General features: G+C 46.7%; 9 protein-coding genes and 1 tRNA gene. 5 read left to right on the top strand and 5 right to left on the bottom strand.

Annotated features, from left to right (window positions below; translation table 11 throughout):
• The first annotated feature begins 299 nt into the window (after positions 1-299).
• Together J0895_RS10885 and hetR are read left to right on the top strand one after the other, a co-directional pair.
• Complete coding sequence (locus J0895_RS10885; protein WP_207088117.1) at positions 300-2,198, top strand: FAD-dependent oxidoreductase; 1,899 nt, start codon at positions 300-302, stop codon at positions 2,196-2,198.
• Positions 2,199-2,831: 633 nt separating this feature from the next.
• Positions 2,832-3,734, top strand: a complete 903-nt coding sequence (hetR, locus tag J0895_RS10880) for a heterocyst differentiation master regulator HetR (RefSeq protein ID WP_207088116.1) — start codon at positions 2,832-2,834, stop codon at positions 3,732-3,734.
• A gap of 215 nt (positions 3,735-3,949) precedes the next feature.
• Here the strand turns inward: hetR and cysW are convergent, their stop codons facing one another.
• The 5 genes from cysW to J0895_RS10855 all read right to left on the bottom strand — a co-directional run bounded on the left by cysW (position 3,950) and on the right by J0895_RS10855 (position 9,248).
• Positions 3,950-4,828, bottom strand: coding sequence for a sulfate ABC transporter permease subunit CysW (cysW, locus tag J0895_RS10875; protein WP_207088115.1), 879 nt, complete (start codon positions 4,826-4,828; stop codon positions 3,950-3,952).
• Entirely contained in the window at positions 4,821-5,672 is an 852-nt protein-coding gene (cysT, locus tag J0895_RS10870) for a sulfate ABC transporter permease subunit CysT (protein ID WP_277989821.1), read from the bottom strand. Before cysT ends, cysW begins: the two co-directional genes overlap by 8 nt.
• Positions 5,673-5,814: 142 nt before the next feature.
• Positions 5,815-6,834 carry a sulfate/molybdate ABC transporter ATP-binding protein gene (locus tag J0895_RS10865; RefSeq protein ID WP_207088114.1) on the bottom strand — a complete coding sequence of 340 codons (1,020 nt, stop codon included), beginning with the start codon at positions 6,832-6,834 and terminating at the stop codon, positions 5,815-5,817.
• Positions 6,835-6,921: 87 nt separating this feature from the next.
• Complete coding sequence (locus tag J0895_RS10860) at positions 6,922-7,929, bottom strand: sulfate ABC transporter substrate-binding protein (protein WP_340643493.1); 1,008 nt, start codon at positions 7,927-7,929, stop codon at positions 6,922-6,924.
• 161 nt (positions 7,930-8,090) lie between these two features.
• Positions 8,091-9,248 carry a sulfate ABC transporter substrate-binding protein gene (locus J0895_RS10855; RefSeq protein WP_242541201.1) on the bottom strand — a complete coding sequence of 386 codons (1,158 nt, stop codon included), beginning with the start codon at positions 9,246-9,248 and terminating at the stop codon, positions 8,091-8,093.
• A 323-nt stretch (positions 9,249-9,571) separates the two neighbouring features.
• Here J0895_RS10855 and J0895_RS10850 point away from each other — a divergent pair.
• The 3 genes from J0895_RS10850 (at position 9,572) to J0895_RS10840 (ending at position 12,865) form a co-directional block, all read left to right on the top strand.
• A tRNA-Val gene (locus J0895_RS10850) sits at positions 9,572-9,645 on the top strand.
• A 749-nt stretch (positions 9,646-10,394) separates the two neighbouring features.
• Complete coding sequence (locus J0895_RS10845; RefSeq protein ID WP_207088112.1) at positions 10,395-11,423, top strand: WD40 repeat domain-containing protein; 1,029 nt, start codon at positions 10,395-10,397, stop codon at positions 11,421-11,423.
• A 227-nt stretch (positions 11,424-11,650) separates the two neighbouring features.
• The gene (locus tag J0895_RS10840; protein ID WP_207088111.1) at positions 11,651-12,865 is read left to right on the top strand and encodes an ABC transporter permease; all 1,215 of its coding nucleotides are present in this window, start codon (positions 11,651-11,653) and stop codon (positions 12,863-12,865) included.
• Positions 12,866-13,144 lie beyond the last annotated feature (279 nt).

Genomic DNA, 13,144 nt, shown 5'->3' with positions numbered 1-13,144 from the left:
TCTAAGGCTTGTTGCTGCTGTTGGGGTGGTAGTTGTTGCAGTTGCCCGATCGCCGTTTCAATTAAACTCTGGGTCGTTGAACTGGACATTTTGACCTCCGGAAAGGTTGTGGAGTAGGCAGTTTGGATGAATTTAGCCTAACACGAGGGTTGAGACTCCCCCAGGGGCGATCGCCCTGACGGTCCCCTACAGATAAAGTGTTTTATGACAGCCCGCGCCCGCTGGCTTCGTCCGTATAGCCCCACCCTTGAGGGTGCGGGTTTTTGCAGATTTAACTTTTGCTCTCTATTTCTATCTCTATGAACGAACTCCAAGCTGATGTTTTAGTCGTGGGTGGCAGTACAGGTGGGACCGCTGCGGCAATTCAAGCGGCGCGTCGGGGTGCTAACACGGTTTTAGTGAGCGAATTTCCTTGGTTGGGAGGAATGTTCACCAGTGCAGGGGTAACGGCCCCCGATGGTAATGAACTCTCTGCGTTTCAAACAGGCTTATGGGGTGATTTCCTGCAATCTCTGCAATGTCGTGAAGGGGAAGGATTAGATCATGGATGGGTTAGTTTTTTTACCTTTGATCCACGCACTGCTGCCCAAATTTTTGCAGATTGGGTGAAAGAACTGCCGAATCTGCACTGGATTTCTGGACAAGTTCCTGTGGAAGTCTTGCGCGACGGAGATGCGATCGCAGGGGTTCGGTTTCCGGATGTGATTGTCAAAGCCCAAATTACCCTGGATGGGACGGAACTGGGAGATTTACTCGCCTTGGCAGAAATTCCCTATCGTTGGGGTTGGGAATTTCAAGGGGATTTTCATGAACCCAGTGCTCCTGTTGCACCCAATCCCTTAACGGAACGGTATCCCGTACAAGCGCCTACCTGGGTGGTGGTGATGCAGGATTATGGGGAAGGAGAGACTGCACCCGCAATTCCTGCACCTCCGATTGAGGATGGCGATCGCTTTTTGGGGGCTTGGGATAACTACGGCCCTGACTCTTTTCTCAATTACGGCAGATTACCTGGAAATCGTTTCATGATTAATTGGCCTATCCAAGGCAATGATTATGGAGAAGGGGTGGGACGACTGGTGGAAACGGCAGCGTCTCAGTTCGTATTTCTGCAAGAGGCGCGATCGCATTCCCAAAGTTTTGCACGTTTTATCCAAACCCATTTAGGACCTCGTTATGGGTTGGCTGAGGATATTTTTCCGTTCTCTATAAAAGGAGTTGAAGGCAACAGCAATTTTTCAAAAAAAGCTGTTTTGGGCGGTGGGGCTTACGCTTTGCATCCTTATTATCGAGAAAGTAGGCGTTTGGTGGGGGTGAAAACCATCACAGAACAGGATATTTTGCCTGGGTTTGGGGGGGCTGTTGCTCAATTATCGAGGGATGAGTCAGGATTCTGTGATGCGATCGCCTTGGGAAATTATGCCAATGATCATCATTACCCCCATTTAGAAAGTCTGGACCCCTCTTTCAATCTGGCACCTAAATCAATTCGCTGGGGTGGGCGCTGGACTGGGACGCCTTTTACGATTCCTTATGGGTCTTTGGTTCCGTTAGAAACTGAGGGACTGTTAGTTTGTGAAAAAAATATTTCTGTGTCTCATATTGCCAATGGGGCCACTCGTCTCCAACCTGTGGTGATGGGAATTGGACAAGCAGCAGGAATGGCAGCAGCGCTTTGTGTGGAAAAAAATTGTCAACCGAGGGATTTGCCTGTCCGGATGTTGCAAGTTGCATTATTACAGGATGCGATCGCCCCAGCAGCCCTGGTCCCTCTGTTTAATCTCACTCCTGACCATGAGGACTGGTTAGAGTGCCAGAAATTTTATTTAGAAAATCCAGACCAATATCCTCTCAGTGGCGATCGCCCCATCCAGGGTAAAATTCATTCCCCAGTTCGTAGTTCTGAAATCCCAAAAACTCAAAAAACAGTCTCACCTCATCTCAAATCCTCCGTTGCAGTTCACTCGATTAAGAATTGCCAACAATTTATCGGAATATTTCAACAAAAAGGATTGCAGGACTATGCGCTCATCCTGACGCATCCGGTAGAAATGGCAGGTCAAACTTGGAGTCTGGTGACCTTGCGTGCAGAAATAAACGGTCAATTAGAAAAGTGCCAAAATGAGCAACGCCTAAAAATTTGGGGCCGCCAGAATTCCGCTGGAAATTGGATCATTGTTGAAGAACTAACGGCTTAAATTTCTATCGTCTTTCTCTAGGATTGGGGATAAGATTGAACCGAATTTTTTGAGAGGATGAGGAAGACGGATAGAACACCAACGGCTTTGATGCGATCGCTCACTCCTGGGCTCAAGAGTTTGATTGGCAAAAGTCTCTATTGCCATGATTATTCAAGGCAAGATATAATTTTAGGCAGTTAATCAATCCAGAAGCGATCGCCGACCAATCTGGACAGCGGAGTTTGATGGCTAGAAAAGATGTCTTTTCCTAAAGCACAGAGGCGGCAGGAGTGGAAAGATCGGCTGGTCTTGACAACAATGCCCGTGGTGTGGGAGATTATCGCGGTTTCTGTCGCACCCTTTGTCAGCCATTGGAGTGATCAGTGACTCCATCGCGTCCGAGAGTTCAGTTCTAGGGGCGATCGCGAGTTAACAGTCCGGTGATGCTTTTACCCCTGTGATTGGGGTAAGCTACTGTTATTCATCGACAGCCTAATCCTTCAGCAGAAGGAGTCGGAGGTTGCGAGTCTGGCTACAGTCCAGTCAGCCCTAACCGGCAAAAACAATTGTCCGGTGAGTTGCAACCATCATGGACAACAATAAACGGAGAAGGGTGCAACTACCTTGACCTATCCGTAATTGAGGAATGTGATGAGCAACGACTTAGATCTGATCAAAAGCCTTAGCCCCAGCGCAATGGATCAGATCATGATATATCTGGCCTTCAGTGCCATGAGAACCAGTGGGCACCGGCACGGAGCATTTCTGGATGCAGCGGCAACAGCAGCCAAATGTGCCATTTACATGACCTATTTGGAGCAGGATGAGAACCTGCGAATGACAGGTCATCTGCACCACATTGAGCCAAAGCGCGTTAAAGCGATTGTTGAGGAAGTTAAAGAAGCCTTAACAAAAGGTAAGTTGTTGAAGATGCTGGGTTCCCAGGAGCCTCGCTATCTGATCCAGTTTCCTTATGTGTGGCTGGAACAGTATTCGTGGAGACCTGGGCTGCCTCGGATTCCGGGAAACAATTTGACGAGTGAAGAAAAACGTCAAATTGAGCGTCAACTTCCGAATAATATTCCCGATGCTCAACTGATCAACTCCTTCCAGTTTATGGAATTGATTGAGTTTCTGCACGCGCGATCGCAGGAGGACTTTTCGCCAGACAGACGGATGCCTCTGAGTGAAGCCTTAGCAGAACATATCAAGCGGCGGTTGGTTTACTCGGGAACAGTGACGCGGATTAATTCCCCTTGGGGAATGCCCTTTTACGCCCTGACTCGGGCCTCTTATTCTCCCGTAGATGACCAAGAGCGCACCTACGTCATGGTGGAGGATACGGCGCGCTACTTCCGCCTGATGAAGGATTGGGCAGAACGGCAACCGAAAACGATGCGGCTGTTGGAGGAATTGGATATTCCCTCTCATCGCATGGACCAAGCGATGGAAGAGTTGGATGAAGTCATCCGCCAGTGGGCCGATCGCTATCACGAAGAGGGGGGTGAACCCATGTTGCTCCAGATGGTGTTCGGTCCTCAAGAAGAGTCCTAAAATCTATAAATCTCCTTTAACGCCCCTTTACAGGGGCGAAATATTGGGGATAAGCAGAAAAAACTTCGGCATTTAACCGAAGCCAGAATGATTTTAGAACCCTGTTTTTTTTAAGAGTTTAAAAGGGACAAAAAGTCAAAGTAACCCGCTTAAAGCCAATTTAAAAGGTCAAGAGTTGAGCGTTGGGAGTTACCGGGCGATCGCCCAGAACAAACTCAAGCTTTGCGAGTGCCAATTCGCCTCGAACCCCCCTGTTGACGCTCTAAAATTTCTTTCCCCACTAAACTGATCAATCCCAGACAAGCTAACAATGCTGCTGCGGAAAATGCCGACTGGGTTTGATACTGCTTATAAGCTTCCTCTACAAATAACGGTAACGTTTGGGTTTTTCCAATCAAGTTGCCAGAGACGACGGCAACCGCACCAAACTCGCCCATTGCTCTGGCATTGGTTAAAATGACTCCATAGAGTAATCCCCAGCGGATATTTGGTAAAGTAATCCGCCAGAAGATTTGCCAATCATTTGCGCCCAAGGTTTTTGCGGCTTCTTCCTGTTCGGGTCCCGTTTCCTCCAACACGGGAATCACTGAACGAGCGACAAAGGGGAGGGTTACAAATAAACTGGCAATCACGATTCCGGGTAAGGCAAAAATAATCTGAATGTTGGCGGATTGAATCAGGGGACCAAACCACCCATTTCGTCCATAAAGCAGAACAATCATCAACCCAGCGACAACGGGTGAGATGGAAAATGGCAAGTCAATGATGCTGACAATGAACGCTCGACCGGGAATTTTATGGCGGGCGATCGCCCATGCGGCACATAATCCAAAGATGGTATTAATTGGGAGTACAATTGCTGCAACGATGACAGTTAGCTGAATCGCCTGTAAAAAATTGGGGTCCCTAAAATTGGTAAAAAAGGGGCCGAACCCGGTTCTAAAGGCTTGATAAAAGACATTAAATGCTGGAATGAACAGAACCAACCCTAAGTAGGCGATCGCCACCCCAATGGCAATCCTCTGGACCCATTTTTCTTGCTTTTGTGAATTGCCACTCTTCTGTGCCGGATCATCACTCATCGGTTTAAGCATAACGTCTTCCCCAAGCTTGCACGAGATTAATTGCGAATAACATCGCTAAAGAAACCGCTAATAGTACGACGCCAATCACTGTTGCCCCATAGTAGTCATATTGTTCCAACCGTTGAAAAATTAAAACCGGGGCGATTAAATCCTTAAACGGAATATTTGACGCTACAATCACAATCGAACCATACTCTCCCACCGCCCGGGAAAATCCCAAGGCAACTCCAATTAAAATCGGTGAAATCAACTGGGGAATAATAATTCGCCAAAAGGTTTGAGAGTTAGAAGCGCCCAAACTCCAAGCGGCTTCTTCGACTTCTACTTCTAGTTCCCTTAAAACAGGTTGTACGGTTCGCACTACAAACGGAAGGGAGATAAATAACATGGCAATGCCTACTCCTAACCGGGTAAAGGCAATTTGAATACCAAAGGGTGCAAGCAGGGAACCAATCCAACCTGTTGGGCTATAAACCGTGGCGATCGTCAAACCGGCCACCGCTGTTGGCAAGGCAAAGGGCAAATCAATGGCTGCATCAATAATCCGCTTAAAAGGAAAATCATAGCGCACTAAAACCCAAGCAATTAAAGTCCCAAATACGCCATTTATTAACGCAGTAACAAAAGCGGTAACAAAGGTGACATCATAAGCAGATAGGGCTACCGGACTGGTTGCAATTCGCCAAAATTCACTGGGGTCTTTTGTCGCCGACATCCACAACAAAGCACTCATCGGCAGTAACAGCATGATGCTCAGATAGCCAATCGTGATCCGCCAAGGCCAAGATAAATTGAGTAGGCCATTGAGAGAGGTTAGTAAATTTTTGTGATGCTTATTTAAGGAAATACCCATAAGATAACCAAAATGAATGACCCTAAATTTTAATAGAATTTGACAGGCAGGGAACTCTAGTATTTTTGAAAAGCTCAGAAAAATCTGAACTCAAATTCTAGAGAAAACGAAGCGCTTAAAAATAACTAGGTTACTGAAAATCTCATTTATACTCCAATATTCCGGGAAATATTCTGGTTTCTTTAGGCTTCACATAAACCCACTGGTTCGCTTCAAATTGAAGTTCATCAAAACGCTCTCGACTTAATTGCGCCGTCAAGATTGACCCAGATTCTAAGACCAATTCCACTTGGATTTCCCATCCTAAGTGAACCAAGCGCGTTACCTTTGCCGAAACAAAATCAGGTTCCGGGTTGGTTTTAATTAATAAATCATGAGGACGCAAAAATATTTTATCCGAGGGTGAAACAGGAGCCTGAGTTGTACAAAGTCCTGAATTAATTGGAAGAACATTCACCGGACCAATAAAACTCATTACAAACGAGCTGGCGGGTTGATCATAGATTTCGCTGGCTGTCCCCACTTGTTCCACCCGACCATTGTTCATCACCACAATTTCATCGGCGACTTCCATCGCTTCTTCTTGATCGTGGGTGACAAAAACTGTGGTGACATGAACTTCATCATGCAACTGTCGTAGCCAAGCCCGTAGTTCTTTACGGACCTTGGCATCTAATGCACCAAAGGGTTCATCCAGTAACAAAACTTTGGGTTGTACGGCTAAGGCTCTGGCTAACGCAATCCGCTGGCGTTGACCCCCAGAGAGTTGCGCCGGATAGCGATCGCCTAACCCTTGGAGTTGAACCAACTCCAACAACTGCTCCACCCGCTCACGAACTTGGGGCTTGGAAACCTTACGAATTTCTAGGGGAAAGGCAATATTTTTACGAATGGTCATATGTTTAAACAGCGCATAATGCTGAAACACAAAGCCAATATTTCGCTCTTGGACACGGATTTTAGTCGCATTCTCTCCGGTTAAATAAATTTCACCTTGATCCGGTGGTTCTAGTCCGGCAATCAGTCGCAGTAAGGTAGATTTGCCAGACCCAGAAGGTCCTAAAAGAGCCAGAAGAGATCCACTTTTAATGTCGAGATTAACCTGGTCAATGGCTAAAAATGAACCAAAATTTTTAGAAACGTCCTGAATTAAGATTCCCATGATTAAAACTTGCGGGGTAAAGTCAATAAAAGGCTTGATGTGAGAGCTTCATCTGATTGAACAGATGCCTTTCAAACTGCTCAGATTTTAGGGACGGTATAAATTAGCTTGAATCTCATCAAAAATTGCCCCTTCGTCAAAAAACTGTTGTTGTACGGTATCCCATCCGCCCAAATCTTCAATGGTAAATGGGGTGTTAACCACAGGAAAACGATCGCCTTGGTTGCTCTCTACCGTGGGTTCTACAGGCCGAAACCCGTAGCGAGCAAAAACGGTTTGAGCTTCGGGGGTAAACAAGTAGCGGACAAATGCTTCAGCCAGTTCCCGATTCCCATGTTTATCTACATTTTCATCAATCACCGCAACAGCATTTTCGATCGCAATATTGACCTCCGGGACAAAGTACGGCAGGGGGCGATCGTTCAATCCCGCTAAAATCATTTCATTTTCATAGTTCACCAACACATCTCCCTGGCGTTGCCCTACAAAAGCATCCGTGGCTTCCCGAGAGTCTTTAGACAAAACCACTGCATTCTCATACACTTTCTGGGTAAAGGCTCGCGCCTCCTCTGCCGTTCCTCCAGTTTGGATGACGGAACCCCAAAGCGCTAGAAAACTCCACCGCGCACCCCCAGAGGTTTTCGGGTTAGCTAGGACCACCTGTACATCATCTTTCGCTAAATCCGCCCAGGTTTGAATGCCTTTGGGATTATTGGGTCTAGTGGCAATGGTTGCCACAGAACGGGTAACGATAGAATTATTGGGGGCTTCTTCTTCCCAACCGGGTTCAATCAATCCCGCTTTTTCCAGTTGTTGGATATCCAAGGCTAAAGCTAGGGCGACAACATCGGCATCGAGTCCATGCAGAACTGTGCGGGTTTGGGTCCCGGAAGGGCCGTAGCTTTGGCGAATCACTGCCTTGCGATCGTGCTGCTGATTCCAAGTTTCTAGGAATTGGGGAATGATTTCTTGATAGGCAGAAGGGGTCACCATGTAGGAGACGAGGGTCAGTTCAAGGGGATTACCATTACCCGGATTACCTGTGCAGGCAGCGATCGCCAAACTCAAGCTAATTCCCGATAGGAAAACAACCACCCACCGGATGAAGAAATTGCAGGATAAAAAGCGACTCATTTTCAAGAAAGACCCGGTATTTTAGCAATAAAATTCAGATGGCCGACTCTAGGGGCACCGCTCAATAACCGCTATATCGGGGCCATGAGCAGGTTCTTTGTTCCGTGAACTGTAATGCACGCTCATCGACTAACTCCGCTTAAAATTTTGTCAAAGATAGCGCCATCAGCAAAGAATTTAGTTTGAACCGCATCCCATCCCCCTAAGTCAGCAATGGTGAACAAGGTTCGGATCGGCGGAAATTGATTGGTAAATTCAGCAGCAACGCTTGGATCTACAGGCCGGAAGCCAACTTTTGCAAATTCTCGTTGAGCGGTTGGGGTAAATAAATATTGGAGGAAGGCTTCGGCGACTTCCCGGGTGCCATGTTTATCCACATTCGTATCAACAACCGCAATGGGATTATCGATAGAAATATTAACTTCGGGAATCACATAAGGAAGGTCTTGACCGTTTTGTTTAGCTAAGATAACTTCGTTTTCATAGTTAATCAAAACATCCCCTTGACCTTGTTTGAAAAAGACATCACTGGATTCCCGAGCATCTCGGGGAAGGACGGGGACATTTTGGAAGACTGTACGGGTAAATTCATTAGCCGTTGTATCGTTCCCTCCGGTTTGGGTGACTGCACCCCAAAGACCTAAGAAATTCCATCGCGCACCGCCAGAGGTTTTGGGGTTAGCGGTAATGACACTTACATCATCTTTGGCTAAGTCTTGCCAAGTGTTAATGGCTTTGGGATTACCAGGTCGAGTGACTAAAGCGGCAACGGATTTATGCACGATCGCATTGTTGGGGGCTTCTTCTTCCCAACCCGGTTGAATCAGTCCGGCTTTTTCAATTTGTTGGGTATCTAATGCCAGCGCTAAGGCAACGATATCGGCTTCTAATCCATCAATGACGGCTCGGGTTTGGGACCCAGATCCGCCATAGCTTTGGGTAAAGGTGACTTCTTGGTTATGTTCTTCTTTCCACTGCTGTGCAAATTGCGGAATGATTTGTTCATACGCTGCACGAGTGACGGCATAAGACACTAGGGTGAGTTCGACGGTATCACCGCCTCCTCCTGTGGGACCCCCACAAGCGGCGATCGCTGCACTCAAGCTGAGTCCCACCAGAAACAATGAAACCGATTTTTTGATTCCTCGATACTTCCAGTTATCGGTAAACAATTCTTTCCACCAACGGACGAGGGTCCCTTGCCTAAACCCCCCACTCCCTAATCTGCGGTTCTGATCACAGGGGTTTTTTCCGTCTGCGATCGGTTGCCAATGATCCATATACCCCCCTCGGTTTAATCTCCGGTAAATTGGTCAAGATACCGTTGTTTAGTGATGATAAAACAGAATATAGGAAAAATTTAAAAAAAGCAAGTGTTTTTTTAAATTTCCTACAGCGCCAGAAATAGTCAGTTAACAGGGCCTGCATTCTGATGGTGATGGGGGCCTTATTTCCATAAAATCAGTTGGCAATTTGTAATTTTTGGGTGTATGAATTAGCGGAAATCGATTCCTCATCAGGATTTCACAAGAAATTCAACAAATTTGAAAAAAACCCTTGCTTTTTTCAAATACCTTGTGCTACATTTATAAACTGTTGGCAAGGACGCATAGCTCAGTTGGTTAGAGCACCACGTTGACATCGTGGGGGTCACTGGTTCGAGTCCAGTTGTGTCCATTCAAATCTATAATTGATAAACATCAACAGGGAATTAGCGCGACATCCTGGCTCTGCGGTGATTCCGTGGAGAAAAGGGACTAAATCCCTTGCCTTTGAGCCTCCGATGTTCGAGGGGCTTTTTTTTATGTGAAGAAATAACTGGGTGGCGGACTGAATCCAGACGCGATCGCCTCCCCAATGCCTAAGCTAAATGCCATTCCTCCGCTCCAATAAAACCGGCAATCCATCAATTCTGACCCTTGAAAATATCCACATCCTCCCTGTGAAAACGCCTCCAACGGTTATGAGCAGGGGATTTTTTCATGGATTTGAAAGAGATTTTATGAACAAATTAGCGGGGGAATTTATCCCTGTTTTTTGAGAGGATAAAACTCAATGGATTAACTGAATTGTCAGATATTTTGTAGATGTCTCCAAATATTTACTTGCTGAAATTTGACCTTTTTATTGTAGAATAAAAAATAGGTAAAAGTGATGAAGTCTCCTAAAAATAGCCAAGGTTCGCCGGTGAAAAAACACTTAAGGAGGTAGGGGGAGATGCCGGAGCATCAAGGAAATCTGTCCAACTTTTCCCTACTCAGCAAGGCCACCAAAGGAATGGGGGATGGAGGGGGGGGAAGACCTAGCCGATCGCATAAAACTAACCCCTCTAAGGGTATAAATATTGATTAAAGATGAACTTTTCAAAAAAAAAGAGTATCTTCTTGATCGCGAACCAAAGAAATATAGAGGATCGGACCCTGAACATGAGATTATCTTGGCGGTGGTTTTTACTGTCTAGCTTAATGAGTTTGACCTTCGCGATCGCCCTCCAGGATCGCTCGCAAGTGGCCCATTCCCAAATCGAGCCTCCCTCAACCGAGACCCTGAACCCGCAATCCGGACCCAGCTTTATTTTAGACAAAACCCTCTCCGGACATACCAGTTGGGTAAATACCCTAAAATTTAGTCCCGATGGCAGCATCCTAGCCAGTGGCAGTCGAGATAATACGATCAATCTCTGGAATTGGACGAGTGGGGAATTGATTCGCACCCTGTTTGGACATTCCGCTGATGTGAATTCCCTCGCTTTTAGTCCGGATGGGCAAGCTTTAGCCAGTGCCAGTACGGATCTCACCATCAAGTTGTGGGATGTGAATCAGGGCATTTTAACCGGGACTCGATTGGGTCATACCTTTGCGGTTCATGGTGTCACCTTCACCCCGGATGGACAAACCCTCGCCTCTGCCAGTGCCGATCGCAGCATCATCCTGTGGGATGTCACCACGGAACGAGAAAGGCGGACCCTAAACTGGCATTCCAGCTTTGTCTGGGCGATCGCCGTCAGTCCTGATGGCAATACCCTGGTGAGTGGGGGATACGATAACACCATCCGCTTTTGGAGAATGCCCAATGGCAGAAGGTGGCGCTCCATTGAAGGGCATTCTAGCCCGATTACCGCGATCGCCTTTAGTCCTGATGGACAAACCCTCGCCAGTGCCAGTGCCGATCACACCATCAAATTATGGGATGTCAACACCGGGTCTTTGAAAAGCACCTTAACGGGTCATGCGGATTGGGTCTTAGCAGTAGCATTTAGTCCCGATGGTCAACTGCTGGCCAGTGGGGGTGCCGATCGCACCCTGCGCCTGTGGAATGTCGCCAACGGTTCCCTCCGAACCCTCTTTAACAATCATCAAGGGCGAGTTCTCTCCGTTGCCTTTAGTCCCGATGGACAGGCCCTTGCCAGTGCCAGTGCCGACCAAACCATTAAAATTTGGCGAGCTCCTCAATAAACTCGGTCAAGTTTCACGGAAAACCCTGGGACATTTCTCCAGATTGGCAGCCCTTGCATTTTCTTGATAAAAGCCAAGATAATTCTCATCTGGATGCCGTCCAACTGGAAATAAAATCATCCCGGCTTTTACTGCATCTTTATATTTTTAGGTCGGAATAAAATGTGTTTTAGGGGAGATCACGCTGAAAACATCAAAAATTTATTTTAGGGGAAGGATAGAGAAATATGAACCTTTGGGAAAGCCTAGAAATGGCCACTAAAACCCTAGTGGCGAACAAAACCCGCAGTACCCTGACTATGTTGGGGATTATTATCGGGAATGCTGCAGTAATTGCTACCGTGGGGGTCGGGTCAGGCGCGCAAAATTTTATTGGCGGACAAATAGAATCATTGGGAACTAATGTATTGATTATTGCCCCAGGGAATCGGAATAGCCGAAGATTAGGAGGACCGCCACAAACCTTGGTCTTGGACGATGCCAAGGCGATCGCCTCCCAAGTTCCGGGCATTAATGGGGTCTCCTCAGAACTCAACGGCAGCGAACTGGTGCGCTATGGCAATCAAAACTTTTCAGCATTGATATTTGGCACTATGCCAGATTTTCTGACGGTCCGCAACTTTGAGGTAGAAACCGGACGATTTTTCAATGAATTAGATGTTCAGCGCAGCAATCCAGTGGTAGCGCTAGGTTCAGATTTAGCGATTGCTTTATTTGGTAATACCAACCCCGTTGGAGAAAAAGTTAGAATCAAAAATGTCAGTCTAGAAGTGATTGGGGTGATGAAACCCAAAGGAGCATCCTTTGGGACGAACTACGACGAAACAGCCTTAATTCCGATCACGACGATGGCAAATAGAATCCTGGGACGACAATCGCCTTATGGACTGCCGCTCTCGTTCATTTGGGTGAGGGTCGCCAATGAAGAAGGGATGGGAATGGCTCAGTTTCAGATTGAAAATTTGCTGCGTCTGCGCCATCGAATTACGGAGGAAGATGATTTTTTCGTTCAGAATCAGCAAGATTTAATGAATACCTTTGATGCGATTACCGGGGCGTTAACGGTGTTACTAACAGCGGTAGCGAGCATCTCCCTGCTGGTGGGGGGGATTGGTATCATGAATATTATGTTGGTATCGGTGACGGAACGGACTCAGGAGATTGGGTTGCGCAAGGCGATCGGGGCATCTCAGCAAGATATTTTAATTCAGTTCATCATAGAAGCAGTGATTCTATCGGTGGCGGGGGGTGCAGTCGGCATTGGCATTGGGATGGGGGGGATTTTTTTGATTTCCCTAGTTACGCCCTTTGAGGCGGGAGTTTCGGGAATGGCGATCGCCTTGGCAACCAGTGTCTCTGGAGGCATCGGCTTATTTTTTGGCGTGGTTCCTGCCCGTCGTGCAGCCCAACTTGACCCGATTGTAGCCTTAAGAAGTGAGTAATTGAATTTGGTCATTGGTCATTTGTCATTGGTCATTTGTTATTGGTCATTTGTCATTGGTCATTTGTTATTGGTCATTTGTCATTGGTCATTTGTTATTGGTCATTTGTTATTGGTCATTTGTCATTGGTCATTTGTCATTGGTCATTTGTGAATTTACTAAAGTAGAGATTATTATGAACTCTCAAAATCAACTCCAATCCACTTTACAGAGTCCGGAACAAAAATCGGCGATCGTTGAACTCAAAGACGTTTACAAGATTTATGGTTCTGGGAATAC

The organism is Phormidium pseudopriestleyi FRX01 (assembly GCF_017313335.1).
Classification (GTDB): Bacteria; Cyanobacteriota; Cyanobacteriia; order Cyanobacteriales; family Laspinemataceae; genus Laspinema; species Laspinema pseudopriestleyi.
This window is presented reverse-complemented; position numbering and strand designations above follow the sequence as displayed.